This window comes from Streptomyces sp. NK15101 (genome assembly GCF_020400725.1).
GTDB lineage: Bacteria > Actinomycetota > Actinomycetes > Streptomycetales > Streptomycetaceae > Streptomyces.
In genome coordinates this window covers 81,070-106,952 of record NZ_JAINVG010000010.1, presented here as the reverse complement: position 1 = coordinate 106,952, position 25,883 = coordinate 81,070, and the positions used below count along the sequence as shown (strand labels likewise).

At 72.5% G+C, this 25,883-nt stretch carries 28 protein-coding genes and 1 riboswitch; of the genes, 24 read left to right on the top strand and 4 right to left on the bottom strand.

The window, feature by feature from the left end; genetic code table 11:
- Positions 1-109 precede the first annotated feature (109 nt).
- From rimM to K7G60_RS08180, 14 genes are all read left to right on the top strand, one after another.
- Positions 110-676: a ribosome maturation factor RimM gene (gene rimM / locus K7G60_RS08245; RefSeq protein WP_225800146.1), complete on the top strand. Its 567-nt coding sequence runs from the start codon at positions 110-112 to the stop codon at positions 674-676.
- Positions 673-1,494 carry a tRNA (guanosine(37)-N1)-methyltransferase TrmD gene (gene trmD / locus K7G60_RS08240; RefSeq protein WP_225800145.1) on the top strand — a complete coding sequence of 274 codons (822 nt, stop codon included), beginning with the start codon at positions 673-675 and terminating at the stop codon, positions 1,492-1,494. The genes rimM and trmD overlap by 4 nt, the downstream gene beginning before the upstream one ends.
- 127 nt (positions 1,495-1,621) lie before the next feature.
- Complete coding sequence (gene rplS, locus K7G60_RS08235) at positions 1,622-1,972, top strand: 50S ribosomal protein L19 (RefSeq protein ID WP_015036473.1); 351 nt, start codon at positions 1,622-1,624, stop codon at positions 1,970-1,972.
- Positions 1,973-2,041: 69 nt separating this feature from the next.
- A complete protein-coding gene (gene lepB / locus K7G60_RS08230; protein WP_225800144.1) occupies positions 2,042-2,860 on the top strand; it encodes a signal peptidase I in 819 nt (272 codons plus the stop codon).
- A complete protein-coding gene (gene lepB / locus K7G60_RS08225; RefSeq protein ID WP_225800143.1) occupies positions 2,853-3,830 on the top strand; it encodes a signal peptidase I in 978 nt (325 codons plus the stop codon). Before lepB (K7G60_RS08230) ends, lepB (K7G60_RS08225) begins: the two co-directional genes overlap by 8 nt.
- Positions 3,799-4,734 carry a signal peptidase I gene (lepB, locus tag K7G60_RS08220; protein ID WP_225800184.1) on the top strand — a complete coding sequence of 312 codons (936 nt, stop codon included), beginning with the start codon at positions 3,799-3,801 and terminating at the stop codon, positions 4,732-4,734. The genes lepB (K7G60_RS08225) and lepB (K7G60_RS08220) overlap by 32 nt, the downstream gene beginning before the upstream one ends.
- A 73-nt stretch (positions 4,735-4,807) precedes the next feature.
- The gene (gene lepB, locus K7G60_RS08215) at positions 4,808-5,575 is read left to right on the top strand and encodes a signal peptidase I (RefSeq protein WP_225800142.1); all 768 of its coding nucleotides are present in this window, start codon (positions 4,808-4,810) and stop codon (positions 5,573-5,575) included.
- A complete protein-coding gene (locus K7G60_RS08210) occupies positions 5,572-6,126 on the top strand; it encodes an NUDIX hydrolase (protein ID WP_225800141.1) in 555 nt (184 codons plus the stop codon). Before lepB (K7G60_RS08215) ends, K7G60_RS08210 begins: the two co-directional genes overlap by 4 nt.
- A gap of 55 nt (positions 6,127-6,181) precedes the next feature.
- Positions 6,182-6,490 (top strand): DUF2469 domain-containing protein, encoded by a 309-nt coding sequence (locus tag K7G60_RS08205; RefSeq protein WP_005311352.1) that lies wholly within the window; start codon positions 6,182-6,184, stop codon positions 6,488-6,490.
- Between the two features lie 132 nt (positions 6,491-6,622).
- A complete protein-coding gene (locus tag K7G60_RS08200) occupies positions 6,623-6,988 on the top strand; it encodes a YraN family protein (protein WP_225800140.1) in 366 nt (121 codons plus the stop codon).
- On the top strand, positions 6,988-8,601 hold the full coding sequence (locus tag K7G60_RS08195; RefSeq protein ID WP_225800139.1) for a YifB family Mg chelatase-like AAA ATPase: 1,614 nt from the start codon (positions 6,988-6,990) through the stop codon (positions 8,599-8,601). The genes K7G60_RS08200 and K7G60_RS08195 overlap by 1 nt, the downstream gene beginning before the upstream one ends.
- Positions 8,598-9,785: a DNA-processing protein DprA gene (gene dprA / locus K7G60_RS08190; protein ID WP_225800138.1), complete on the top strand. Its 1,188-nt coding sequence runs from the start codon at positions 8,598-8,600 to the stop codon at positions 9,783-9,785. Before K7G60_RS08195 ends, dprA begins: the two co-directional genes overlap by 4 nt.
- Before the next feature lie 239 nt (positions 9,786-10,024).
- Positions 10,025-10,861, top strand: coding sequence for an RNA polymerase sigma factor WhiG (gene whiG, locus K7G60_RS08185; RefSeq protein ID WP_225800137.1), 837 nt, complete (start codon positions 10,025-10,027; stop codon positions 10,859-10,861).
- 70 nt (positions 10,862-10,931) lie between these two features.
- Positions 10,932-11,480 carry a TetR/AcrR family transcriptional regulator gene (locus K7G60_RS08180; RefSeq protein ID WP_225800183.1) on the top strand — a complete coding sequence of 183 codons (549 nt, stop codon included), beginning with the start codon at positions 10,932-10,934 and terminating at the stop codon, positions 11,478-11,480.
- Here the strand turns inward: K7G60_RS08180 and K7G60_RS08175 are convergent.
- Complete coding sequence (locus tag K7G60_RS08175; protein ID WP_225800136.1) at positions 11,477-11,929, bottom strand: murein hydrolase activator EnvC; 453 nt, start codon at positions 11,927-11,929, stop codon at positions 11,477-11,479. The two genes, K7G60_RS08180 and K7G60_RS08175, sit on opposite strands and share 4 nt — an antisense overlap.
- A gap of 255 nt (positions 11,930-12,184) precedes the next feature.
- Between K7G60_RS08175 and rpsB the strand changes: the two genes are divergently transcribed.
- From rpsB to K7G60_RS08125, 10 genes are all read left to right on the top strand, one after another.
- Positions 12,185-13,045 (top strand): 30S ribosomal protein S2, encoded by an 861-nt coding sequence (gene rpsB / locus K7G60_RS08170; RefSeq protein ID WP_225800135.1) that lies wholly within the window; start codon positions 12,185-12,187, stop codon positions 13,043-13,045.
- Between the two features lie 102 nt (positions 13,046-13,147).
- Positions 13,148-13,984, top strand: coding sequence for a translation elongation factor Ts (tsf, locus tag K7G60_RS08165; RefSeq protein ID WP_225800134.1), 837 nt, complete (start codon positions 13,148-13,150; stop codon positions 13,982-13,984).
- A 163-nt stretch (positions 13,985-14,147) separates the two neighbouring features.
- Positions 14,148-14,912, top strand: coding sequence for a UMP kinase (gene pyrH, locus K7G60_RS08160; protein WP_225800133.1), 765 nt, complete (start codon positions 14,148-14,150; stop codon positions 14,910-14,912).
- A 94-nt stretch (positions 14,913-15,006) separates the two neighbouring features.
- Positions 15,007-15,564, top strand: a complete 558-nt coding sequence (gene frr / locus K7G60_RS08155; RefSeq protein ID WP_030690629.1) for a ribosome recycling factor — start codon at positions 15,007-15,009, stop codon at positions 15,562-15,564.
- The gene (locus K7G60_RS08150; RefSeq protein WP_225800132.1) at positions 15,564-16,649 is read left to right on the top strand and encodes a phosphatidate cytidylyltransferase; all 1,086 of its coding nucleotides are present in this window, start codon (positions 15,564-15,566) and stop codon (positions 16,647-16,649) included. The genes frr and K7G60_RS08150 overlap by 1 nt, the downstream gene beginning before the upstream one ends.
- 172 nt (positions 16,650-16,821) lie before the next feature.
- A complete protein-coding gene (gene rlmN, locus K7G60_RS08145) occupies positions 16,822-17,934 on the top strand; it encodes a 23S rRNA (adenine(2503)-C(2))-methyltransferase RlmN (RefSeq protein WP_225800131.1) in 1,113 nt (370 codons plus the stop codon).
- Between the two features lie 29 nt (positions 17,935-17,963).
- Positions 17,964-18,073, top strand: a riboswitch (TPP riboswitch).
- 76 nt (positions 18,074-18,149) lie between these two features.
- Positions 18,150-19,244: a thiamine ABC transporter substrate binding subunit gene (locus tag K7G60_RS08140; RefSeq protein WP_225800130.1), complete on the top strand. Its 1,095-nt coding sequence runs from the start codon at positions 18,150-18,152 to the stop codon at positions 19,242-19,244.
- Between the two features lie 38 nt (positions 19,245-19,282).
- Complete coding sequence (locus tag K7G60_RS08135; protein ID WP_225800129.1) at positions 19,283-20,896, top strand: iron ABC transporter permease; 1,614 nt, start codon at positions 19,283-19,285, stop codon at positions 20,894-20,896.
- Positions 20,896-21,918: an ABC transporter ATP-binding protein gene (locus K7G60_RS08130; protein WP_225800128.1), complete on the top strand. Its 1,023-nt coding sequence runs from the start codon at positions 20,896-20,898 to the stop codon at positions 21,916-21,918. The genes K7G60_RS08135 and K7G60_RS08130 overlap by 1 nt, the downstream gene beginning before the upstream one ends.
- 83 nt (positions 21,919-22,001) lie before the next feature.
- On the top strand, positions 22,002-22,649 hold the full coding sequence (locus K7G60_RS08125; RefSeq protein ID WP_225800127.1) for a dihydrofolate reductase family protein: 648 nt from the start codon (positions 22,002-22,004) through the stop codon (positions 22,647-22,649).
- A 123-nt stretch (positions 22,650-22,772) separates the two neighbouring features.
- Here K7G60_RS08125 and K7G60_RS08120 read toward each other — a convergent pair whose 3' ends face one another.
- From K7G60_RS08120 to K7G60_RS08110, 3 genes are all read right to left on the bottom strand, one after another.
- Entirely contained in the window at positions 22,773-23,900 is a 1,128-nt protein-coding gene (locus tag K7G60_RS08120) for an LOG family protein (RefSeq protein ID WP_225800126.1), read from the bottom strand.
- Between the two features lie 117 nt (positions 23,901-24,017).
- Positions 24,018-25,169 carry a hypothetical protein gene (locus K7G60_RS08115; RefSeq protein WP_225800125.1) on the bottom strand — a complete coding sequence of 384 codons (1,152 nt, stop codon included), beginning with the start codon at positions 25,167-25,169 and terminating at the stop codon, positions 24,018-24,020.
- The gene (locus tag K7G60_RS08110; protein ID WP_225800124.1) at positions 25,151-25,879 is read right to left on the bottom strand and encodes an ABC transporter ATP-binding protein; all 729 of its coding nucleotides are present in this window, start codon (positions 25,877-25,879) and stop codon (positions 25,151-25,153) included. Before K7G60_RS08110 ends, K7G60_RS08115 begins: the two co-directional genes overlap by 19 nt.
- Positions 25,880-25,883 lie beyond the last annotated feature (4 nt).

Genomic DNA, 25,883 nt, shown 5'->3' with positions numbered 1-25,883 from the left:
AGGTCGGTAGCATCACCTTAGTTGTGCCGGCACGGGCCGGGGAGGGCTGAAGAGCCCACCCCGGCCCGTTGTCGTACGTACGAGCTGTGTGACAGGAGAGTGTGGAGCAGTGCAGTTGGTAGTCGCGCGGGTCGGCCGCGCCCACGGCATCAAGGGCGAGGTCACCGTCGAGGTGCGTACGGACGAGCCCGAGCTCAGGCTCGGTCCCGGTGCCGTACTGCTCACCGACCCGGCCTCCGCCGGGCCGCTGACCATCGAGACCGGCCGCGTCCACAGCGGCCGGCTGTTGCTGCGCTTCGAGGGCGTCCGTGACCGCAACGCCGCCGAGGCCCTGCGCAACGTCCTCCTCATCGCCGAGGTCGACCCCACCGAGATGCCCGAGGAGGAGGACGAGTACTACGACCACCAGCTGATCGACCTCGACGTCGTCCTCGCCGACGGCACCGAGGTCGGCCGGATCACCGAGATCTCCCACCTGCCGTCCCAGGACCTCTTCATCGTCGAGCGCCCCGACGGCACCGAGCTGATGATCCCCTTCGTCGGGGAGATCGTCACCGAGATCGACCTTGAGGAGCAGCGGGCCGTGATCGACCCGCCGCCCGGCCTGATCGACGACCGCGCCGAGATCGTCTCCTCCCGGGACGACGGCGACGAGGCCGCCGAGGAGCAGGCATGAGGCTCGACGTCGTCACGATCTTCCCCGAGTACCTCGAACCGCTGAACGTCTCCCTCGTCGGCAAGGCACGCGCGCGCGGACAGCTCGACGTCCACGTGCACCACCTGCGCGACTGGACCTACGACCGGCACAACACGGTCGACGACACCCCCTACGGCGGCGGGCCCGGCATGGTCATGAAGACCGAGCCCTGGGGCGACGCGCTCGACCAGACGCTCGCCGACGGCTACGAGGCCGGCGCGCACGGCCCGGTCCTCGTCGTCCCGACCCCCAGCGGCCGCCCCTTCACCCAGGAACTCGCCGTCGAGCTCTCCGAGCGGCCCTGGCTGATCTTCACGCCGGCCCGCTACGAGGGCATCGACCGCCGGGTCATGGACGAGTACGCCACCCGGATGCCGGTCTACGAGGTCTCCATCGGCGATTACGTCCTCGCCGGCGGCGAGGCGGCCGTCCTCGTCATCACCGAGGCCGTCGCGCGCCTGCTGCCCGGCGTCCTCGGCAACGCCGAGTCCCACCGGGACGACTCCTTCGCTCCGGGCGCCATGGCCAACCTCCTGGAGGGCCCCGTCTACACCAAGCCCCCCGAGTGGCGCGGCCGGGGCATCCCCGACGTCCTCCTCAGCGGGCACCACGGGAAGATCGCCCGCTGGCGGCGCGACGAGGCCTTCCGCCGGACCGCCGCCAACCGGCCCGACCTCATCGAACGCTGCGACCCCGCCGCCTTCGACAAGAAGGACCGCGAGGTCCTCTCGATGATGGGGTGGGCGCCCGAGCCCGGCGGCCGATTTTGGCGCAAGGTCGAGGGCGTGGAAGAATAGGCCGCTGTCGTCCGTCCGGCGCGCGCCCCTGCCACAGGGGGAACGACGCCGCCGGAGACGTACGACGCCCCGAATCATTCGAACGTACCGCTGATGACCTGTGGCATCAGCGAGGAAAGAGACCTCCATGGCCTCCCTGCTCGACCAGGTCAACGCGGGTTCGCTCCGCTCCGACCTCCCCGCCTTCCGTCCCGGCGACACCGTGAACGTCCACGTGCGCGTCATCGAGGGCAACCGCTCCCGCATCCAGCAGTTCAAGGGCGTCGTCATCCGCCGCCAGGGCTCGGGCGTCAGCGAGACCTTCACGGTCCGCAAGGTCTCGTTCTCCGTCGGCGTCGAGCGCACCTTCCCGGTGAACAGCCCGATCTTCGAGAAGATCGAGCTCGTGACCCGCGGTGACGTCCGTCGCGCCAAGCTCTACTACCTGCGTGAGCTGCGCGGCAAGGCTGCCAAGATCAAGGAGAAGCGCGACCGCTGAGCCCCGGCTCCCGGCACGCCCCACGCTTCCGACTCCTCGCACAGACAGGCCGGATAGGCTCTGCCAGCGATGGACACCGAAGCACAGCACACGGAGCGCGATCCCTCTTCCGGCAAGGAGGAGGGGTCGCGCTCCGCGCGCGTTCCCGACGGCTCCGGCGGCGAAGGGCCCGCGGAGCCCGCGGCGGCCGAAGAGCGGCGCCCCGCTCCCTCCTGGCGGCGCCCCGCCCTCGTGGGCGGCGCCTGCGTGACCTTCCTGCTGCTCCTGAGCCACTTCGTCATCCAGCCGTTCCTGATCCCCAGCGGCTCCATGGAGCCCACGCTCCAGGTCGGCGACCGGATCCTCGTGAACAAGCTGGCGTACCGTTTCGGCAGCGAGCCCGCCCGGGGTGACGTCGTGGTCTTCGACGGCACCGGCTCCTTCGTGGAGGAGCGGCGCCGGGGCAATCCGGTCACCGGGCTCCTGCACGACGGAGCGGCCGCCCTCGGCCTCGCGGAGCCCGACGAGACCGACTTCGTTAAGCGGGTCGTCGGCACCGGCGGCGACCGGGTCGTCTGCTGCGACAGGGACGGCCGGATCACCGTCAACGGCGTCCCCGTCGAGGAGCGGTACGTGATGCTCGGCGACCGTCCCTCCAGCGTGCCCTTCGACATCGTCGTCCCGCAGGACAGGCTCTGGGTGATGGGCGACCACCGCAGCCAGTCCAGCGACTCCCGCGACCACCTCGGCAGCGCCGGCGGCGGCATGGTCCCCGTCGACAAGGTCGTCGGCCGCGCCGACTGGATCGCCTGGCCCTTCGGCCGCTGGTCCACCGTCCCCGGCACCGACGCCTTCGCCGCCGTACCGCCCCCGCCGGCCGGCGGGCACGGAGCGGGAGCCCATGGGTAGCCGGGGCCGTCCACCCGGCGGGTCCGCCGCCGGACAGGGCGCGGCCCTGCCCGGACGGGCCGAGCGCCGCAGGCTCGCCCGCAGGGTCAAGCGGCGCCGGCGGCGCTCCGCGATCCGGGAGATCCCGGTCCTGATCACGGTGGCCGTGCTCATCGCGCTCGTCCTCAAGACCTTCCTGGTCCAGGCCTTCGTCATCCCCTCCGGCTCCATGGAGCAGACGATCCGCATCGACGACCGGGTCCTCGTCGACAAGCTCACGCCCTGGTTCGGCGCCCGTCCGGAGCGCGGCGACGTCGTCGTCTTCAAGGACCCCGGCAACTGGCTGCAGCAGGAGACCGCGCCGGCCGCCGACGACCCGATCGGCGTCAAGCAGGCCAAGCAGGCCCTGACCTTCATCGGCCTGCTGCCCTCGGCCGACGACCGGGACCTCATCAAGCGGGTCGTCGCCGTCGGCGGCGACACCGTCCGCTGCTGCGGCGAGGACGGGCGGGTCAGCGTCAACGGCGTGCCGCTCGACGAGCCGTACCTGCATCCCGGGAATCCGCCGTCGAAGATCCCCTTCGAGGTGAAGGTCCCGCAGGGCCGCGTCTTCGTCATGGGCGACCACCGCTCCGACTCGGCCGACTCCCGCTTCCACCTCGACGAGAAGGACCACGGCACCGTCTCCGAGGAGCAGGTCGTCGGACGCGCCGTGGTGATCGCCTGGCCCTTCGGACACTGGCGCACACTGGAACAGCGGGAGACCTTCTCCGCCGTGCCGGACGGCGGAGCCGGTGCCGGGACCGCGTCGGGTCTGTCGCATAGTGTGTCCCCGCGCATTCTGAACGGATTGCCCGGGCTCCCGACCCCTGCGGAACTTCTGCTCGTTATGGGAGTGGTGGGCCTGTCCCTGACCAGGGGCGGGCGTTCGCACGGACTGAGGAGTGGATGTGGGGGATTTGGCCGTCGGCGCACGATCCGGACACGATGAGCCCGAGAAGAGGGCCGGCGGGGCCTTCGGCGATGACACGGCGGGTGACGACGTGACGGGTGACGAGCAGGCGCAGCCGCCGGGCGGCGGCACGCCGGGCGAGGGCGACGACGAAGCGTTCCCCGAGCCCGGCAGGCCCCCCAAGAAGCAGCGTTCCTTCTGGAAGGAGCTGCCCCTCCTCGTGGGCATCGCCCTGGTGCTCGCCCTGCTGATCAAGACCTTCCTGGTGCAGGCGTTCTCGATCCCCTCGGAATCGATGATGAACACCCTCCAGAAGGGCGACCGGGTACTCGTCGACAAACTGACCCCCTGGTTCGGCTCCGAGCCCGAGCGCGGCGAGGTCGTCGTCTTCCACGACCCGGGCGGCTGGCTGGAGAACCAGGAGACGCCCCAGCCGAACGTCGTGCAGAAGTTCCTCAGCTTCATCGGCCTCATGCCCTCCGCCGAGGAGAAGGACCTCATCAAGCGCGTCATCGCGGTCGGCGGCGACACCGTCTCCTGCAAGGAGGGCGGCAAGGTCGTCCTCAACGGCGTGGCGCTGGACGAGAGCGCGTACCTCGCCCCCGGCGCGGTGCCCTGCCAGGACTCCTTCGGCCCGATCAAGGTCCCCAAGGACCGGATCTGGGTCATGGGCGACAACCGGCAGAACTCCCTGGACTCCCGCTTCCACCAGCAGCTCCCCGGCGGCGGCACCGTCTCGAACGACGAGGTCGTGGGCCGCGCCGTCGTGATCGCCTGGCCGGTCACCCGCTGGGCCACGCTCCCCGTGCCCGACGTCTTCGACCAGCCCGCGCTCAACAAGGCCATGGCCGCCGCCCCCCTCGGAGCCGCCGGTCTCGCCGGCGCGCTCCCGCTGGTGCTGTGGCGCCGGAAGAAGCAGGCCGCACGGCATACCGCCGAGTAGCGCCCGCGGGTAGGGTGCCGTCCCGGACCGTCGACAGGCCTACGGTCCGCCGACAGACCTACGGGGTGCGCACATGAGCGGAACCATACGGACCAAGGACGGCCGCGGCCGCCTCGGCAGCGTGCTGTCGGGGCTGGCCGTGGCCGTCGGCTGTGTGCTGTTCCTCGGCGGGTTCGTCTGGGGAGCCGTGCTCTACCAGCCCTACACCGTCCCCACCGACTCCATGACCCCGACCCTCGACGTCGGGTCCAAGATCCTCGCCCAGCGGATCGACGGCGACCAGGTGCGGCGCGGTGACGTCGTAGTCTTCACCGACCCCCTCTGGGGTTCCTCGCCCATGGTCAAGCGGGTCGCCGCCGTCGGCGGCGACACCGTCGCCTGCTGCGACCGGGACGGGCGGCTCACCGTGAACGGCAAGCCCGTCGACGAGCCGTACCTGCGGCCCGGCCCCGGCGGCCGGACGGTCGCCTCGGGCCAGGAGTTCTCCGTTACCGTCCCCCGGGGCAACCTCTTCCTGCTCGGCGACGACCGGCACACCTCGCTCGACTCCCGTACGCACATGGAGGAGGCCGGCCGGGGCTCCGTGCCCCGCTCCACGGTCGTCGGCAGGGTCGACGCCGTCGTCTGGCCCGCCAAGGGGTCCCTGGAGCCCCCCGCGGGCTTCGCCGGTCTTCCCGGCGGCGTCTCGCAGCCGGGCCCCTTCAAGGAGCTCCTCACGGCCGTCGCGGCCGGCACCGTCCTGATCCTCGTGGGAGCGGCGTACGGTCCGGTGGCGGGCCGCCTGTCCCGCGGCCGGTCCGACGGGCCGCGGCCGGGCGCACGCGAGAAGGTGGGGGCATGACGGACACGGGGACCTCGGGGCCGGGGCCTTCGGCGGCCCCGGAACCCGGACCCGGAGCGGACTCAGGGCGGCGGCGGGTCGCGCGCGTCGTCCTGCTCGACCCGGACGACCGCATCCTGCTCCTGCACGGCCACGAGCCCGGCGACCCGGACGACGCCTGGTGGTTCACCCCCGGCGGCGGCGTGGAGGGCGACGAGACCCGGGAGGAGGCGGCGCTGCGCGAACTCGCGGAGGAGACCGGCATCACCGAGGTCGACCTCGGCCCCGTGCTCTGGAAGCGGTACTGCTCCTTCCCCTTCGACGGGCGCCGCTGGGACCAGGACGAGTGGTACTACCTGGCCCGCGTCCGCGGGACGGAGGCCGCACCCCGGCCGCGGGCCCTCACGGAACTGGAGACCCGCAGCCTCGCGGGGCTGAGATGGTGGACCTCCGCCGAACTGTCGGCGGCCCGTGAGACGGTGTACCCGACCAGACTCGCCGAGCTGCTGCGCACGCTGCTCGACGAGGGACCTCCGGGTGCGCCGGTGGTTCTCGCCCCGGAAATCGTTTAGGGGCGCGCAGGACTGGCGCACAATAGGGGGACGCACGGCTGAAGGGGAACATGCCATGAGCGCCGAGGACCTCGAGAAGTACGAGACCGAGATGGAGCTGAAGCTCTACCGGGAGTACCGCGACGTCGTCGGGCTGTTCAAATACGTGATCGAGACCGAGCGGCGCTTCTACCTCACCAATGACTACGAGATGCAGGTGCACTCGGTGCAGGGAGAAGTGTTCTTCGAGGTCAGCATGGCCGATGCCTGGGTCTGGGACATGTACAGGCCCGCCAGGTTCGTCAAGCAGGTCCGCGTCCTGACCTTCAAGGACGTGAACATCGAGGAGCTCAACAAGAGCGACCTCGAACTCCCCGGCAGCTGAGGCCGCACCCGCGGCCCACCGGCCGAAACCACCCTCAGGGGTGATCGGGTTCTCCACAGTCCCCCCGGTCGTCCACAGCGTCGCACGCGGTCCGCCGCACTCCGTCACAGTCGGTGACGGAGGTGGTACCGCATGAACAGGACCCAAGCCCTCGGACGGTACGGGGAGGAGCTGGCGACCCGCCGGCTCACCGCGACCGGCATGCACATCCTCGCCCGCAACTGGCGCTGCGGCCGGACCGGCGAGATCGACATCGTCGCCCGGGACGGCGACACCCTCGTCATCTGCGAGGTCAAGACCCGGCGCGACGGCCCCTACGAGCACCCGATGGCCGCCGTCACCCCCGGCAAGGCCGAGCGGCTCCGCCGTCTCGCCGCCTGCTGGCTCGACCGCAACGACGTCCCGGCCCCCGCCGGCGGCGTCCGCATCGACCTCGTCGGCATCGTCCTGCCGCGCAAGGGCGCCCCCGTCCTCACCCATGCCCAGGGGGTGGCCTGATGGGATTCGCCCGCACCTGCTCCGTCGCCCTCGTCGGCGTCGAAGGCGTCGTCGTCGAGGTCCAGGCCGACCTCGAACCCGGCGTCGCCGCCTTCACCCTCGTCGGCCTCCCCGACAAGAGCCTCAGCGAGAGCCGCGACCGGGTCCGCGCCGCCGTCGTCAACTCCGGGGCCGAATGGCCCCAGAAGAAGCTGACCGTCGGCCTCAGCCCGGCATCCGTCCCCAAGGGCGGCAGCGGCTTCGACCTGGCCGTCGCCGCGGCCGTGCTAGGCGCCGCCGAGCGGATCGACCCGCGCGCCATCGCCGACCTCGTCCTCATCGGCGAACTCGGCCTCGACGGACGCGTCCGGCCCGTCCGCGGTGTCCTGCCCGCCGTCCTCGCCGCCGCCGAAGCCGGATACGGCCAGGTCGTCGTCCCCGAGCGGACCGCCGGCGAGGCCTCGCTCGTCCCCGGCGTCTCCGTCCTCGGCGTCCGCACCCTCCGCCAGCTGATCGCCGTCCTCACCGACGAGCCCGTCCCCGACGAGGAAGCAGGCGACGAGGGCCGGCCCGACGCCATGCTCGCCGGACTCCTCGTCCCCGGAGCCGGCATCGGCACCGGACTCGCCGCCGAATCCACCGAAGGGCCCGACCTCGCCGACGTCGCCGGCCAGCACCGGGCCCGTCTCGCCCTGGAGGTCGCCGCGGCGGGCGGCCACCACCTGCTCCTCTCCGGCCCGCCGGGCGCCGGAAAGACCATGCTGGCCGAGCGCCTCCCCGGCATCCTCCCGCCCCTCACCCGGCAGGAGTCCCTGGAAGTCACCGCCGTCCACTCCGTCGCCGGCATCCTCCCGCCCGGCGAACCCCTCGTCCGCCGCGCCCCCTACTGCGCACCCCACCACTCGGCCACCATGCAGTCCCTCGTCGGCGGCGGGAACGGCCTCCCCAGGCCCGGCGCCGTCTCCCTGGCCCACCGAGGAGTGCTGTTCCTCGACGAAGCCCCCGAGTTCTCCGGCAAGGCCCTCGACGCCCTCCGCCAGCCCCTCGAATCCGGCCACGTCGTCATCGCCCGCGCCGCCGGCGTCGTCCGCCTCCCCGCCCGCTTCCTGCTCGCCCTCGCCGCCAACCCCTGCCCCTGCGGCCGGCACACGCTGCACGGCGCCGGATGCGAATGTCCGGCCTCCCTCGTCCGCCGCTACCAGGCACGGCTCTCCGGCCCCCTGCTCGACCGCGTCGACCTCCGCGTGGAGGCCGAACCCGTCACCCGCGCCGACCTCCTCGGACAGGGCGGCCGGGGCGAGACCACAGCCGCCGTCGCCGCCCGGGTCCGCGACGCCCGGGCCAGGGCCGCCGCCCGCCTCGCCGGCACCCCCTGGAGGGTGAACGGCGAGATCCCCGGGCACGAGCTCCGCACCCGCCACCTCGCCGCACCCGGTGCCCTCGCCCTCGCCGAGCGCGACGTCGAGCGCGGACTGCTCACCGCGCGCGGCCTCGACCGCGTGCTCCGCGTCGCCTGGACCGTCGCCGACCTCGCCGGACACGACCGGCCCGACAGCCGGGACGTCGCCCTCGCCCTCGAACTGCGCACCGGCGTCGCCCGCGGCGTGCCCGTCGGAGCGGGGGAGCCCGCATGACCGCCGATCCCGTCCCCACCCCGCCGGCCGCCCCCACGGAAGAGCACCTGGCCCGTGCCGCCCTCAGCCGCGCCGTCGAACCCGGCGACGAACACGCCGGCCGATGGCTCCGCCAGTACGGCGCCACCGGTTTCCTCGACCGCCTGCGCCACGCCGGGGACGACGCCTCCTCCTTCCCCGGCACCGGAGCCAAGCGCGTCGCCTCCTGGCGCCAACGCGCCACCGCCGCCCGCCCCGGCCGCGACCTCGACACCGTCCACGGCCTCGGCGGCCGCTTCCTCGTCCCCGGCGACACCGAATGGCCACGTCAACTCGACGACCTCGGATACGCCCGTCCCATCGGCCTCTGGGTCCGCGGCCCCGCCGACCTGCGCACCTGGGCGCTGCGCTCCGTCGCCCTCGTCGGCGCCCGCGCCTGCACCCCGTACGGCGCCCACACCGCCGCAGACCTCGCCGCCGACCTCAGCCGACAGGGCTGGGTCATCGTCTCCGGAGCCGCCTACGGCATCGACGGCGCCGCCCACCGGGGCGCCCTCGCCGCCGGCGGCGCCACCGTCGCCGTCCTCGCCTGCGGCGTCGACACCCCGTACCCCCGCGGCCACGACCGGCTCATCCGGCGCGTCGCGGAACAAGGCCTCGTCGTCGGCGAGTTGCCGCCCGACAGCCACCCCACCCCCAGCCGCTTCATCCTCCGCAACCGCGTCATCGCCGCCCTCACCCGGGGAACGGTCGTCGTCGAGGCCCAGCACCGCAGCGGCTCCCTCGTCACCGCCCGCGCCGCCGGGCGCCTCGGCCGCCACACCATGGGCGTCCCCGGCCCCGTCGCCAGCGCGCTCTCCGCAGGCGTCCACGAGCTCCTGCGCGGCGACGCCACCCTCGTCACCGACGCCGACGAGATCATCGAACTCGTGGGCGACATCGGCCGGCTCGCCCCCGCCCGCCGGGGCCCCGTCCTGCCCCGCGACCTCCTCGCCCCCGCCACCGCGCACATCCTCGAAGCGGTCCCCGCACGCGGCCCCACACCCACCACCGCCATCGCCCGCCGTGCCGGAACCACCCCCGACGACACCCTCGCCAAGCTGTACGAACTCCACTCGCTCGGCTTCGTCGAACGGTGCGGAGAGGGATGGCGGTTGACGAACACCGCGACAGAAGCGTCGAACGCGCGGCGAGGCGGTCCTTGACCTGGAGCATTCGGGTGAAAGGGTGATGGAGATGAACAACCGAGCTCTCTCGGCCGCGTCCGGGGGGCCGACACGCGCCACGGCCCCGGTTCGAAGATGTGGCCGACGGCGTCCACCCGGAGCGGCGCGATCCGCCGATGTTCGCGCACCGCGACAGCCCACTCACGCTACGCTCACCAGGATTCCCTCCAGGACACCCGCACCGACACACCCGACAGCAGAACGGCTCAAGGCAACGCATGCCCCAGCACACCTCCGGGCCTGACCGCGCTGCGGTGCCCCCAGCAGCCCGGGGCACCGTGCGACCGCCCGCACCGACCTCACTCGACGAGCTGTGGCGCTCGTACAAGGACACCGGCGACGAGCGGCTGCGGGAGCAGCTGATCCTGCACTACTCGCCGCTCGTCAAGTACGTCGCCGGACGGGTCAGCGTGGGGCTGCCGTCCAATGTGGAGCAGGCCGACTTCGTCTCCTCCGGGGTCTTCGGCCTCATCGACGCCATCGAGAAGTTCGACGTCGAGCGCGCGATCAAGTTCGAGACGTACGCCATCACCCGCATCCGCGGCGCCATGATCGACGAACTCCGCGCCCTGGACTGGATCCCGCGCTCCGTCCGCCAGAAGGCCCGCAACGTCGAGCGCGCCTACGCCACCCTCGAAGCCCAGCTCCGGCGCACTCCCTCCGAGAGCGAGGTCGCGGCGGAGATGGACATCACGCTGGAGGAACTGCACGCCGTCTTCAGCCAGTTGTCCCTGGCGAACGTGGTCGCCCTGGAGGAGCTGCTGCATGTCGGGGGCGAGGGCGGCGACCGGCTCTCCCTCATGGACACCCTGGAGGACACCGCCGCCGACAACCCCGTCGAGGTCGCCGAGGACCGCGAGCTGCGCCGGCTGCTCGCCCGGGCCATCAACACGCTCCCCGAACGGGAGAAGACCGTCGTCACGCTCTACTACTACGAGGGTCTGACCCTCGCCGAGATCGGCCACGTCCTCGGCGTCACCGAGAGCCGCGTCAGCCAGATCCACACCAAGTCCGTCCTGCAGCTCCGCGCCAAGCTGGCCGACGTCGGACGCTGACCTTGCGGGCCGGTCGTACAGTGGAGCCGTGCCCAGGATTCGAGCGGCCTCGGTGGCCGAGCACCGGACGATGCAGCGCGGCGCCCTGCTGGACGCCGCGCGTTCCCTGCTGTCCGAGGGGGGTACGGAGGCGCTGACCTTCCCCGCCCTCGCCGAGCGCACGGGGCTGGCCCGCTCGTCGGTCTACGAGTACTTCCGGTCCCGCGCCGCCGTCGTCGAAGAGCTCTGCGCCGTCGACTTCCCCGTCTGGGCCGCCGAGGTCGAGGCCGCCATGGCCGGCGCCGAGACGCCGCGCGGCAAGGTCGAGGCGTACGTCCGCACCCAGCTCGCCCTCGTCGGGGACCGGCGCCACCGGGCGGTCGTCGCCATCTCGGCGAGCGAACTGGACGACGGCGCCCGCGAGAAGATCCGCGCGGCCCACGGCGGACTCGTCGCCATGATCGTCGAGGCCCTCGCCGCCCTGGGGCAGCCCCAGCCCCGCCTGGGCGCCATGCTCCTCCAGGGCGTCGTCGACGCCGCCGTCCGCCGCATCGAGCTCGGCGCGGCCGAAGACCCCGCGGACATCGCCGAGGCGGCGGTCACGATGGCCCTCCACGGCGTCGCCGGCCCCCAGACCTAGGGCGCGCCGAGCGGAAGCAGGCGCGACGGGGCCCTTCTCGTCAGGAGGAGGGGGTTCAGGTACTCCTCGCCCCTGAGGAGGCCCCAGTGGAGACAGGACACGGGGCAGTGGGAACCCTCCGCGACCCGGGCGACCGGCGTGCCGGGTGACACCCGGGTGCCGCGCGGCACCAGCGGGGTCACCGGGGAGAAGGTCGTGCGCAGCGGGGGAGCGCCCGTGCCCGGGAGGGTGAGGGTGACGACGCCGCGGCCGCCCACCGGGCCCGCGAAGGTGACCGTGCCCGCGGCCGGGGCGCGGACCGGGCTGCCCGGCGGCGCGGCGAGGTCGACGCCGCGGTGACCGGCGGCGTAAGGGCCGGCCGGGGGCTGCCAGCCGCGGAGGATCTCCGGCGGGGGCGGGCCCACCGGCCACAGGAGGGCCAGGGCGAGGAACACGGTCGTCAGGCGCATGGGGGAAGGCTCCCCCGGCCGCCCCGCTCCTCCGGGGCGCCTTCGGCATCTGTGGATCGCTCGCTCCTTGTGGACAGCGCCGTCACCCGGCGCTCCCGGGGTCCCGTACACTTCCTATGGCGACTCGGGTCACCGGGTCGACTTCGCACGCCCCGCCACCTGTCCTCGAGGCGGGTGGCAGCGCCTTTCGGTCCTTCGTGGCACGGCGCGCCGGGGCGTCAGGAACACAACCGAGAAATCCAAGGAGATACGGCCATGGCCGTCGTCACGATGCGGGAGCTGCTGGAGAGCGGCGTCCACTTCGGTCACCAGACCCGTCGCTGGAACCCGAAGATGAAGCGCTTCATCTTCACCGAGCGCAACGGCATCTACATCATCGACCTGCTCCAGTCGCTGTCGTACATCGACCGCGCCTACGAGTTCGTCAAGGAGACCGTCGCGCACGGCGGCTCCATCATGTTCGTCGGTACGAAGAAGCAGGCCCAGGAGGCCATCGCCGAGCAGGCGACGCGTGTCGGCATGCCGTACGTCAACCAGCGTTGGCTCGGTGGCATGCTCACCAACTTCTCCACCGTCTACAAGCGTCTGCAGCGCCTCAAGGAGCTCGAGCAGATCGACTTCGAGGACGTCGCCTCCTCGGGTCTCACCAAGAAGGAGCTCCTGGTCCTCTCCCGCGAGAAGGCCAAGCTGGAGAAGACCCTCGGTGGTATCCGCGAGATGCAGAAGGTGCCGAGCGCCGTCTGGATCGTCGACACCAAGAAGGAGCACATCGCCGTCGGTGAGGCGCGCAAGCTCCACATCCCGGTCGTCGCGATCCTCGACACCAACTGCGACCCCGACGAGGTCGACTACAAGATCCCGGGCAACGACGACGCGATCCGCTCCGTCACCCTGCTCACCCGCGTGATCGCCGACGCCGTCGCCGAGGGCCTCATCGCCCGCTCCGGCGCCGCGACCGGCGACTCGAAGCCGGGCGAGAAGGCCGCCGGCGAGCCGCTCGCCGAGTGGGAGCGCGACCTGCTCGAGGGTGAGAAGAAGGCCGACGAGGCTGCCGAGGCCCCCGCCGCCGAGGCCGCCCCGGCCGAGGCTCCGGCCGCGGACGCCGAGCAGGCCTGACCCTCCAGGACCTTCGGGTGACGACGGCGGGGGCCCACGAAGCCCCCGCCGTCCACCCGTGGACCCGCCCGATCTTTCAGACTTCGAGAGAGAAACAGACTCATGGCGAACTACACCGCCGCTGACGTCAAGAAGCTCCGCGAGCTCACCGGCGCCGGCATGATGGACTGCAAGAAGGCCCTGGACGAGGCCGACGGCAACGTCGACAAGGCCGTCGAGGCGCTCCGTATCAAGGGCCAGAAGGGCGTCGCCAAGCGCGAGGGCCGCTCTGCCGAGAACGGCGCCGTGGTCTCCCTCATCGCCGACGACAACACCTCCGGCGTCCTCGTCGAGCTGAAGTGCGAGACGGACTTCGTCGCCAAGGGCGACAAGTTCCAGGCCGTCGCCGCCGAGCTGGCCAAGCACGTCGCCGCCACCGCCCCGGCCGACCTGGAGGCGCTGCTCGCCTCCGAGATCGAGGCCGGCAAGACCGTGCAGGCGTACGTCGACGAGGCCAACGCCAACCTCGGCGAGAAGATCGTCCTGGACCGCTTCGCGCAGTACGCCGACGGCTTCGTCTACGCGTACATGCACCGCACGATGCCGGACCTCCCGCCGCAGATCGGTGTCCTCGTCGAGTTCGACAAGGCCGACGCCGACGTCGCCAAGGGTGTCGCCCAGCACATCGCCGCCTTCGCGCCGAAGTACCTCACCAAGGAAGACATTCCGGCCGAGGTCATCGAGTCCGAGCGTCGCATCGCCGAGGAGACCACCCGCGCCGAGGGCAAGCCCGAGGCCGCGATCGCCAAGATCGTCGAGGGTCGCGTGAACGGCTTCTTCAAGGACGCGACGCTGCTCGGCCAGCCGTACGCCCTTGACAACAAGAAGTCCGTCCAGAAGGTCCTGGACGAGGCCGGTGTCACCCTGAAGCGCTTCACCCGCATCAAGGTCGGCATCTGAGTCCGTACGCGAACGCGACGGACACCGGACCCCGGTAGGGTCTGAAGCAGTCGTCCGCGCACGCGCGGGACGATCGCAGATCTGACGAGGAGGCCATTGCCGTACGGGATACCGTGAGGACCCAAGGCAATGGCCTCCTTCGTATGTGCACGAGGAGATCTCCATGAACCAGGGCGCCGTACAGGGCGACGACAACAACGGCAAAAAGGCCGGCCGCTACATGCTGAAGCTGTCCGGAGAAGCCTTCTCCGGCGGCACCGGCCTCGGGGTCGATCCGGACGTCGTGCACGCCATCGCGCGCGAGATCGCGGCCGTCGTCCGCGACGGCGCGGAGATCGCGATCGTGATCGGCGGCGGCAACTTCTTCCGCGGCGCCGAGCTCCAGCAGCGCGGCATGGACCGGGCCCGCTCCGACTACATGGGCATGCTCGGCACGGTGATGAACTGCCTCGCCCTCCAGGACTTCCTGGAGAAGGAGGGCATCGACTCCCGCGTCCAGACCGCCATCACCATGGGCCAGGTCGCCGAGCCGTACATCCCGCTGCGCGCCGTGCGCCACCTGGAGAAGGGCCGCGTGGTCATCTTCGGTGCGGGCATGGGCATGCCGTACTTCTCCACGGACACCACCGCCGCCCAGCGTGCCCTGGAGATCGACGCCGAGGCCCTGCTCATGGGCAAGAACGGCGTGGACGGCGTCTACGACTCCGACCCGAAGGCCAACCCCGACGCGGTCAAGTTCGACGCCCTCGAGTACGGCGAGGTGCTCTCCCGCGACCTCAAGGTCGCCGACGCCACCGCCATCACCCTGTGCCGGGACAACGACCTCCCGATCCTCGTCTTCGAGCTGCTCGCCGAGGGCAATATCGCTCGCGCGGTGAAGGGTGAGAAGATCGGCACGCTCGTGAGCGACCAGGGCACCCGGGCCTGACCCGAACCGGGGAACCGCCCCGCAAGGGGATGGACAGAGCCCTGCCGGTCGTACACCGTGCAGGACACAACGCGACGACACGCAGGAGCAAGTGGTGATCGAAGAGACCCTCCTCGAGGCCGAGGAGAAGATGGAGAAGGCCGTCGTGGTCGCCAAGGAGGACTTCGCCGCGATCCGCACCGGCCGTGCGCACCCGGCGATGTTCAACAAGATCGTGGCCGACTACTACGGTGCCATCACCCCCATCAACCAGCTGGCGTCCTTCTCCGTCCCGGAGCCGCGCATGGCCGTGGTGACGCCGTTCGACAAGAGCGCCCTGCGCAACATCGAGCAGGCGATCCGGGACTCGGACCTCGGGGTCAACCCGAGCAACGACGGCAACATCATCCGGGTGGTGTTCCCCGAGCTGACCGAGGAGCGCCGCCGGGAGTACATCAAGGTGGCCAAGGGCAAGGCCGAGGACTCGAAGATCTCGATCCGCTCGGTGCGCCGCAAGGCCAAGGAGACCATCGACAAGTTCGTCAAGGACGGCGAGGTCGGCGAGGACGAGGGCCGGCGCGCCGAGAAGGAGCTCGACGACACCACCGCGAAGTACGTCGCGCAGGTGGACGAGCTGCTCAAGCACAAGGAAGCCGAGCTGCTCGAGGTCTGATGAACGACTCTTCCTGGGGGGCCCCGGCCGGTTCCGGTCGCGGGGGACCCGACCAGGGGCCTGCCCCGGCGGGTCCCGCATACGATCGGCATCAGGCGGCGCAGACTCGGCCCATGCCCATCGTGCCCGACGTTCCCGCCGGCGGATTCCAGGACGGTCACGGCCGGGGGGCCGCTCACCCGAGCGGTCCCCTGTTCCGTGACGAGACGCCGCACGAGCACCCGCAGGAGCCCATGTCCAGCCCCACCCCGCCGGCGCCGCGGCAGAAGAAGAGCGCGGGCCGTGACCTGGGCGCGGCCATAGGCGTCGGGGTCGGACTCGGTGCCGTCATCATCGCGTCGCTGTTCATCTGGAAGCCGGCGTTCGTCGGAGTGATAGCGGTCGCCGTTGTCGTCGGCCTGTGGGAGCTCACCTCCCGCCTCCAGGAGCGCAAGGCGATCAAGGCTCCGCTGGTCCCGCTCGCGGTCGGCGGCGCGGCGATGGTCGTCGCCGGCTACGTCCGGGGCCCCGAGGGGGCCTGGGTGGCGATGGCCCTGACGGCGCTCGCGGTGCTCGTCTGGCGGATGACGGAGCCGCCCGAGGGCTATCTGAAGGACGTCACGGCGGGGGTCTTCGCCGCGTTCTACGTGCCGTTCCTGGCGACCTTCGTGGCGCTGCTGCTGACCGCGGACGACGGGCCGCAGCGGGTGCTGACGTTCCTGATCCTGACCGTGGTCAGCGACACCGGGGCGTACGCGATCGGCTGGCGCTTCGGCAAGCACAAGCTGGCCCCGCGGATCAGTCCCGGCAAGACCCGGGAGGGTCTGGTCGGCGCGGTGACGTTCGCGATGGCGGCGGGCGCGCTGTGCATGGAGTTCATGATCGACGAGGGCGCCTGGTGGCAGGGTCTGATCCTCGGCCTGGCGGTGGCGGCGAGCGCGACGCTCGGCGACCTCGGCGAGTCCATGATCAAGCGCGACCTGGGCATCAAGGACATGGGCACGCTGCTGCCGGGGCACGGCGGCATCATGGACCGTCTGGACTCGCTGCTGCCGACGGCTCCGGTGGTGTGGCTGCTGCTGGCGTTGTTCGTCGGAACGGCTTGACGGACAGCGGGTACTCTGGAAGGGCTCGTGGCGCGTGCGCCGTGGGCCCTTCCGTCGTCCCCGCCGCTGCGGGGATGGTCCAGTGAGGTCTCCTGGCTTCGGCATCGTGATGCCGCGCTCCCCGCCACCGCGGGGCTGCCAGACCTCGTGCCGTCTGAGGAGACACCCGATCGTGGCCCGTCCAGTGCCCGGAGAACTCACTTTCGTCGCCCCCCGCGGAGCCAAGAAGCCGCCGCGGCACCTGGCCGACCTCTCGCCCGCCGAGCGGAAGGAGGCCGTCGCCGCGATCGGCGAGAAGCCCTTCCGCGCCAAGCAGCTGTCCACGCACTACTTCGCGCGGTACGCCCACGACCCCGCCGAGTGGACCGACATCCCGGCCGCCTCGCGGGAGAAGCTGGCCGGGGAGCTGCTGCCCGACCTGATGTCCGTGGTGCGGCACATCTCGTGCGACGACGACACCACCCGCAAGACCCTGTGGCGGCTGCACGACGGCACGCTCGTGGAGTCGGTGCTCATGCGCTACCCGGACCGGGTGACGATGTGCATCTCCTCGCAGGCCGGCTGCGGCATGAACTGCCCGTTCTGCGCGACCGGGCAGGCGGGGCTCGACCGGAACCTGTCGACCGCCGAGATCGTGCACCAGATCGTGGACGGGATGCGGGCCCTGCGGGACGGGGAGGTGCCCGGGGGGCCGGCGCGGCTCTCCAACATCGTGTTCATGGGCATGGGCGAGCCGCTCGCCAACTACAAGCGCGTGGTCGGGGCGATCCGCCGGCTGACCGACCCCGAGCCGGACGGGCTCGGGCTCTCGCAGCGCGGCATCACCGTCTCCACCGTCGGTCTCGTGCCCGCGATGCTGCGCTTCGCCGACGAGGGCTTCAAGTGCCGCCTCGCCGTCTCGCTACACGCCCCGGACGACGAGCTGCGCGACACCCTGGTGCCGGTCAACACGCGCTGGAAGGTGCGGGAGGTCCTCGACGCGGCCTGGGAGTACGCGGAGAAGTCCGGGCGCCGGATCTCCATCGAGTACGCCCTCATCCGGGACATCAACGACCAGGCCTGGCGCGGCGACCTGCTGGGCCGGCTGCTCAAGGGCAAGCGGGTGCACGTCAACCTGATCCCGCTGAACCCGACGCCCGGTTCGAAGTGGACGGCGTCCCGTCCGGAGGACGAGAAGGCCTTCGTCGAGGCGATCGCCCGCCACGGCGTGCCGGTGACCGTGCGGGACACCCGCGGTCAGGAGATCGACGGTGCCTGTGGACAGCTCGCGGCCGCCGAGCGCTGACCTTGTAGTCTGAGCTCGAACACATCTCCATATTCCGACAGGGGAGCGCCACAGCGCTGAGAGTGCGGTGACCGTAGACCGCAGACCCTCTGAACCTCGCCCAGGTCATTCTGGGTAGGAAGTTCGGTCGTAACTCAAGCTGTTGCGCCCTGCCCGCGTCCCTCGGACGTGGGCGGGGCCGCGTCTCTTCCTGGTCACACCCAGGAGGAATCTCAGTGAGCATCAAGAAGGCCGCTGCCGCCGCGATCGTCGCGGCGCTCGGCGTCACCAGCCTCGCCGCGTGCGGCACCGACGACGTCCGGGGGGCGGCCGGCAAGACCGACGCGCCCGCGCCCAAGACCGTCACCCTCGTGAGCCACGACTCGTTCAACGCCTCCAAGGAGGTGCTGGCGGACTTCACCGAGCAGACCGGCTTCACCGTCAAGGTGCTGAAGAGCGGCGACGCCGGCGAGGCCGTCAACAAGGAGGTCCTGACCAAGGGCTCTCCGCAGGGTGACGTCTTCTTCGGCGTCGACAACACGCTGCTGTCCCGCGCCCTCGACAACGGCATCTTCGTCCCGTACGAGGCGAAGGGCCTGGACCGGGTCCCGGCCTCGTACCAGCTGGACAAGGAGCACCGGGTCACCCCGATCGACTCCGGTGACATCTGCGTCAACTACGACAAGAAGTACTTCGCGGACAAGAAGCTGGCCCCGCCGGTCACCTTCGACGACCTCGCGAAGCCCGCGTACAAGGACCTGCTGGTGGTGGAGAACCCCGAGCGGTCCTCCCCGGGCCTCGGGTTCCTCCTCGGCACGGCCGCGAAGTACGGCGACGAGGGCTGGCAGGACTACTGGAAGAAGCTCAAGGCGAACGGTGTGAAGACCGTCGACAGCTGGGAGCTCGCCTACAACCAGGAGTTCTCCGGTTCGGCCGGCGGCAAGCAGGCCAAGGGCGACCGGCCGCTGGTCGTGTCGTACGCCTCCAGCCCGCCGGTCGAGGTGCTGTACGGCGAGCCGCAGCCGAAGGTGGCGCCCACCGGCGTCTCCACCGGCACCTGCTTCCGGCAGACCGAGTTCGCGGGTCTGCTGAACGGCGCGAAGAACCCCGAGGGCGGCAAGGCGCTGATCGACTTCCTGATCTCCAAGAAGTTCCAGGAGGACATGCCGCTCCAGATGTTCGTCAACCCGGTGGCGAAGGACGCGGCCCTGCCGGAGCTGTTCACCAAGCACGGCGTGGTGATCGAGAAGCCGGAGACCATGGCGCCCGAGAAGATCGCCGAGAAGCGTGACCCGTGGATCCAGCAGTGGTCGTCGCTCGTCCTGAAGTGACACGCGACCTCCGGGGGAGCGCGACGCGGCTGGGTCTGATGGCCCTGCCCGTCGCGTTCTTCGGGGTCTTCTTCGCCTGGCCCGTCGTGTCCATCGTGGACCGGGGGCTCCGCCCCGACGGCGCCTGGCGGTTCGGCCGGATCGGCGAGACGCTGAGCCGGCCGGACATCCTCGACGTGCTCGGCTTCACCGTCTGGCAGGCGCTCGCCTCCACCGGACTGACCCTGCTGGTGGCGCTGCCCGGGGCGTACGTCTTCGCCCGCTTCGACTTCCCCGGCAAGAGCGTGCTGCGGGCCGTCGTCACGGTGCCGTTCGTGCTCCCGACCGTCCTCGTCGGCACGGCGTTCCTGGCACTCGTCGGCCGGGGCGGGCTCACCGACGAGCTGTGGGGGCTGCGGCTCGACACCAGCGTGTGGGCGATCCTCCTCGCGCACGTCTTCTTCAACTACGCGGTCGTCGTCCGGACCGTCGGCGGCCTCTGGTCGCAGCTCGACCCGCGGCAGGAGGAGGCCGCCCGGGTCCTGGGCGCCTCGCGCTGGACGGCCTGGCGGACGGTGACGCTGCCCGCGCTCGGGCCGGCGGTGGCCGCGGCCGCCCTGATGGTCTTCCTCTTCACCTTCACCTCCTTCGGCGTCGTGCAGATCCTCGGCGGGGACGCGTACTCCACCCTCGAGGCGGAGATCTACCGGCAGACCGCCCGGCTGCTCGACCTGCCGACGGCGGCGGTCCTGACCCTCGTCCAGTTCGCGGCCGTGGGCGCGATCCTGGGCGTGCACGCCTGGACGGTGCGGCGGCGGGAGACCGTGCTGCGGCTCGTGGCGCCGGAGCGGACCGCGCGCCGGCCCCACGGCACCGGGCAATGGGCGCTGCTCGCCGGTGTCCTCCTCTCGGTGGCGCTGCTGATCCTTCTGCCGCTGGGCGTCCTCGTGGAGCGCTCCTTCGCCGGGCCGCACGGGTACGGGCTCGGCTACTACCGGGCGCTCGGCTCGCTCGACGAGTCCGGGACCTTCCTCGTCCCGCCGCTGGAGGCGATCGGGAACTCGCTGCGGTACGCGGTGGCCGCCACCGCCATCGCGGTGACGATCGGCGGGCTCGCGGCGGCGGCCCTCACCAGGCGGGCCGGACGGCTCGTGCGGGGCTTCGACGCGCTGCTCATGCTGCCGCTCGGGGTCTCCGCCGTCACCGTCGGCTTCGGCTTCCTGATCACCCTCGACGAGCCGCCGCTCGACCTGCGGGCCGCCTGGATCCTCGTACCGCTCGCCCAGGCCCTGGTCGGCGTCCCCTTCGTCGTGCGGACGATGCTGCCGGTCCTGCGCGCGGTGGACGAGCGGCTGCGGGAGGCGGCGGCCGTGCTCGGCGCCTCGCCGTGGCGGGCCTGGCGGGAGGTGGACCTGCCGATGGTGCGGCGGGCGCTGCTCATCGCGGCCGGGTTCGCGTTCGCGGTGTCGCTCGGCGAGTTCGGCGCGACCGTGTTCATCGCCCGCCCCGACAGCCCGACGCTCCCGGTGGCGGTGGCCCGGCTGCTCGGCCGGCCCGGCGAGCTCAACTACGGCCAGGCGATGGCCCTCTCGACGATTCTGATGGTGGTGTGCGCGGTGTCCCTGCTGCTGCTCGAACGGCTCCGCACCGACCGGACCTCCGGGGAGTTCTGATGCTGTCGATCCAGGACGCGACCGTACGGTTCGGGGAGCGGGCCGTGCTCGACGCCGTGGACCTGGAGGTCGCCGAGCACGAGATCGTGTGCGTGCTCGGCCCCAGCGGCAGCGGCAAGTCCACGCTGCTGCGGGCCGTCGCCGGGCTCCAGTCGCTCGACGGCGGCCGGGTGCTGCTCGGCGGCGCCGACCAGGCGGGGGTGCCGGTGCACCGGCGGGGCGTCGGCCTGATGTTCCAGGACCACCAGCTCTTCCCGCAGCGGGACGTCGGCGGCAACGTCTCCTTCGGCCTCCGCATGCGGGGCGCCGGGAAGGCCGAGCGGGCGGAGCGGGTGCGCGAGCTGCTCGACCTCGTCGGCCTCCCCGGGGCCGAGCGGCGGTCCGTCGCCGCGCTGTCCGGCGGCGAGCAGCAGCGGGTGGCGCTCGCCCGCGCGCTCGCGCCCCGGCCCCGGCTCCTGATGCTCGACGAACCGCTCGGCCAGCTCGACCGGGGCCTGCGGGAGCGGCTCGTCGTGGAGCTGCGGCAGCTCTTCGGGCGGCTCGGGACGACGGTCCTCGCGGTCACGCACGACCAGGGCGAGGCCTTCGCGCTCGCCGATCGGCTCGTGGTCATGCGGGACGGGCGGATCGCCCAGTCGGGTGCGCCGGCCGACGTGTGGCGGCGGCCCGCCTCGGAGTTCGTGGCGCGGTTCCTGGGCTTCGACAACGTGGTGGCGGCGCGGATCACGGGCACGGTCGCGCAGACGGTGTGGGGGAAGGTGCCGGTCCCGGACGACTCGCCGGAGGGGGAGCGGCGGCTCCTCGTCCGACCGGGCGGGGTGCGGCTCGTGGAGGACGCCCCCGTCTGGACGGTGGAGTCCCGGACCTTCCGGGGCAGCCAGGTCGTCGTACGGCTCCGCCCGGCCGAGGGGCCCGCCCTGGAGGCCGAGCTCCCGCTCCGGGAGGCGCCGGAGGAGGGCGCCGGGGTGGGCGTGGAGTTCCGGGCGGAGGACGTGGTGGTGCTGGGGGACGACGTTCCGTAGCGCGGGTGCGATGAGTTCTGCCCGCCCGGGGAGTCTCCTGGTTGTCCGTCGTCTCTCTGTCGACCCATACGGGAGGAACAACCATGGGCCAATTGCTCAGAGTCCAGAACTTCAACGTCTCGGCCGACGGGTTCGGTGCCGGTGAGGGCCAGGGCCTGGAGCGGCCGTTCGGGCACGCCGATCCCGGGGAGCTGTTCTCCTGGGCCGGGGCCACCGCGAGCTGGCCGATGCGGACCGACCCCGGCGGCAGCCGCGGCCTCGACGACTACCTGACACGGGACTTCGCGCGGAACATCGGGGCCGAGATCATGGGCCGCAACAAGTTCGGTCCGCAGCGCGGGCCCTGGCGGGACGAGGAGTGGCGCGGCTGGTGGGGTGACGAGCCGCCGTTCCGCACGCCGGTGTTCGTGCTGTCCCACCACCCGCGTCCGTCGTTCACGCTCTCCGACACCACCTTCCACTTCGTCGACGCCGACCCCGCCACGGTTCTCGGGATGGCGAAGGAGGCGGCGGGAGGCAAGGACGTCCGCCTCGGTGGCGGGGCCACCACCATCCGGGAGTTCCTCGACGCCGACCTCGTCGACACCCTGCACGTCGCGGTGTCGCCGGTGAAGATCGGATCCGGGGCACGGCTCTGGGAGTCCCCCGACGAGCTGCTCGACCGCTTCCACTGCGACGTCGTGCCCAGCCCGGGCGGCAAGGTGACGCACCACCTGTTCTGGCGGAAGTGACGGCGGTTCCGCACCGGCCGCACGCCTTCCGGGTCGCCCGCGGGCGGGCATCGCGCAGCGAGGCCAGGCCCGCGCGGGCGTCGGCCCGGAGGCGTGTCCGCCTCCGCCGTGCGGGGAGACCGGCTACCTCCCGAGTCGCTCCAGTGCCTCCGGGGCCTCGTCGATCGAGTCCACCAGGGCGATCCGGGCCGCCATCGGGCGGTCGGCGGCGAGGGTCTCCAGGAGGGGCCAGGCCGGGAGGAAGGTGGTCCAGTGGGCTCGGTCCACCAGGACCATCGGGGTCGGGGCGCCCCGGGACCCGTAGTAGTTCGGGGTCGCGTGGTCGAAGATCTCCTGGACCGTGCCCGCCGCGCCCGGCAGGAAGACGATGCCCGCCGTCGAGCGGGCGAGGAGGCCGTCCTCGCGGGTGGCGTTGGCGAAGTACTTGGCGATGTGACCGGCGAAGGGGTTCGGCGGCTCGTGGCCGTAGAACCAGGTGGGGATGCCGACCGAGTCCCCGCCGCCGGGCCACCGGGCCCGGACCGCGAAGGCGGCGCGGGCCCAGTCCGTCACCGACGGGGTGAAGGACGGGGCCCGGGCGAGCAGGTCGAGCGACGGGGCGAGGGCCGCGTCGTCGAAGGGGGCGAGGTACGCGCCGAGGTTCGCGGCCTCCATCGCGCCCGGTCCGCCGCCGGTCGCCACGGTCAGCCCGGCGCGGGCCAGGGTCCTGCCGAGCCGGGCCGCGCCCGCGTACGCCTCCGTGCCCCGGCCCATCGCGTGCCCGCCCATGACGCCGACGACCCGCGCCCCGTCGAGGAGCTCGTCGAGGGCGTCGGAGACGGCGTCGTCGTGCAGGGCACGGAGCATCGAGGAGAAGATGTCGCCGTCGGCCCTGGTCCGGCCGAACCAGGCGTACGCGCGCGCGTCCGGCGTCCCCTCGTACCCGACGTCGGCGATCCCCTCGAAGAGTTCCTCGGGTGTGTAGAGCCGTGCCCGGTAGGGGTCGAAGGGCAGTTCGGGGACGGGCGGGAAGACGAGGGCCCCGTCGGCGCGGACCTTGGCGGCGGCCTCCGGCTCCATGGGGCAGCCGAGGAAGACGGCGTCGGCGGTGACGGCGGTGAGCAGGGCGAAGGTCCGGTCGGTGAGGTCGACCGACTGGATCCGCCGGCCGGCGAGCGAGCCGGGCCGGGCGAGCGCCGCGTCGAACTCGGCGAGGGTGTGGATCTCGCGCCCGTGTCCGCGCGGGCGATGGGCCGGGGGGAGCGTCGCCATGGGCCCACGATAGGGGCCGCCTCGACGGGCGTCCCGTCGTGCGCCGCCTCGACGGGCGTCCCCCTCGTGCGGCCGCCCCGGCCGGTCGGTGGCCGGGGCGCGGTTCCGCCGGTCGGCTCAGCCGGTCAGCGGCAGGGCCGCCAGTTTCGCGACCGCCCAGGTCAGCGGGAGGAAGACGACGAGCAGCGCGCCGGCGCGCAGCAGGGCCGCCGTGCGCAGGACGGTGGGTGGGGCGCCGATGCGCAGGAGGGCCTCGGTGGTGTGGGCGCGGCCCTGCCTGGATTCCAGCGCGGCGGTCAGGAGGCTGGCCGTGGTGCAGGCCAGGACGAGGGCCGCGCCGAGGCCGGTGAGGGGGCCGAGGGAGTCGGGGCCCCCGTCCGACCCGTACAGCTCCGACGCCGCGAGGAGGCCCGAGAGCACCGCGCTGACCACCCCGAGCGGCCGGCCGATCCGGCGGGACTCGTCCATCAGGACGCGGCCCGCGAGCAGCCGGGTGGCACCCGGCCGGACGGCCTGGAGGAGCCGTCCGCAGCCGTACGCGATGCCCGGGCCGGCCATGGCGAGGCCCACGGCGGTGAGGACCCAGCCGGCGAGGACGCCCGCCGGGTTGCCGTCGAAGCCGCCCGGCAGCGGGAGGCCGCTCCCCGAGCCGCTCCGGCTCGCGTACGTCTCGATCGCGAGGCCGACCGCCACCAGGGCGACGCCCCAGGGCAGCCCGGACGGCATCGCCTTCTCGACCCCCTCCGGCGCGGCGGGCGCGGTGCGCGGCCGCAGCGCCAGGCCGGCCGCCGTGGCGGCGACGACCGGCAGGACGGCGAGCAGGGTGAGGGCGGCCGCGAGGGGGACCGGCTGGTCGGCGGCGAGGAGCCCGGCGGCCGCCCCGTCGAAGGGCAGGCCCGTGATGTCGCCGCGCAGGTGCAGGTAGAAGAGGAGCGCGACCGTGGAGCCGAGGGTGCAGGCGACGGCCGTCGAGGCGGCGGCGATCGCCGTGAGCCGGGCGGGGCCGAGGCCGATGGCGGAGAGCCCGGGGCGCGGCCGGGTGCTGGGGTCGGTGCGGGCCACCGCCACGGCGAACTGGACGGTGGCGGCGAGCGGCAGGACGCACCAGAGCAGCCGCAGCACGGAGGCCGAGGACCGGTCGGGGTGCCCGACGGCGTATCCGAGGGTGCAGAGCAGGAGGAAGCCCACCCCCGCGGCCGCGGCGGCGACGAGGAGCCGGCGCGTCAGGACGAGGGGGTGGGTCCCGCGGGCTAGACGGAGAGCGAGCACGCGGCGACGCCCTCCGCCCCTGACGCCGGGGGCACGGCGGCGACCCTGCGTCCGTCGAGAAGGGTGATGGTGCGGTCGGCGAGCGCCGCGACCTCGCCGTCGTGGGTGGCGAGGAGCACGGTGATGTCGTGCGAGCGGGCCGCGGCCGTGAGGGTGCGCAGGACCTGCGCGCCGTCGGCCCGGTGCAGGGTGGCGGTCGGTTCGTCGGCGAAGAGGACCGACGGGGTGGTGACCAGGGCGCGGGCGATCGCGATGCGCTGGCGCTGGGACTGGGTGAGGGCGTGCGGTCGCTTGCGGGCGCAGCCGCCGATGTCGAGCCGTTCCAGCCACTCCAGGGCGGCGGTCTTCGCGGCCCGGTGGGAGGTTCCGCGGAGCAGCAGCGGCAGGGCGGTGTTCTCCCAGCCGGTGAGCTCGGGGACGAGGCCGGGCTCGGGGCCGATCCAGCCGAAGCGGTCGCGCCGGAGCCGTTCGCGCTGGGCGGGGCCCAGGGTGTGCACGGGGGCGCTGTTGAACCAGACCTCGCCCTGCTGGGCGACGAGCTGGCCGGAGAGGCAGCGCAGGAGGGTGGTCTTGCCGCTGCCGCGGGGGCCGACGACGGCGAGGATCTCGCCTTCGCGGACGCCCAGGGAGACGCCGCTGAGCGCCTCCGAACCGCCCAGGGCGCAGTGCAGGGAACGCGCCCAGAGCACGTCGTTGTCCGGTGGGGCCATCGCG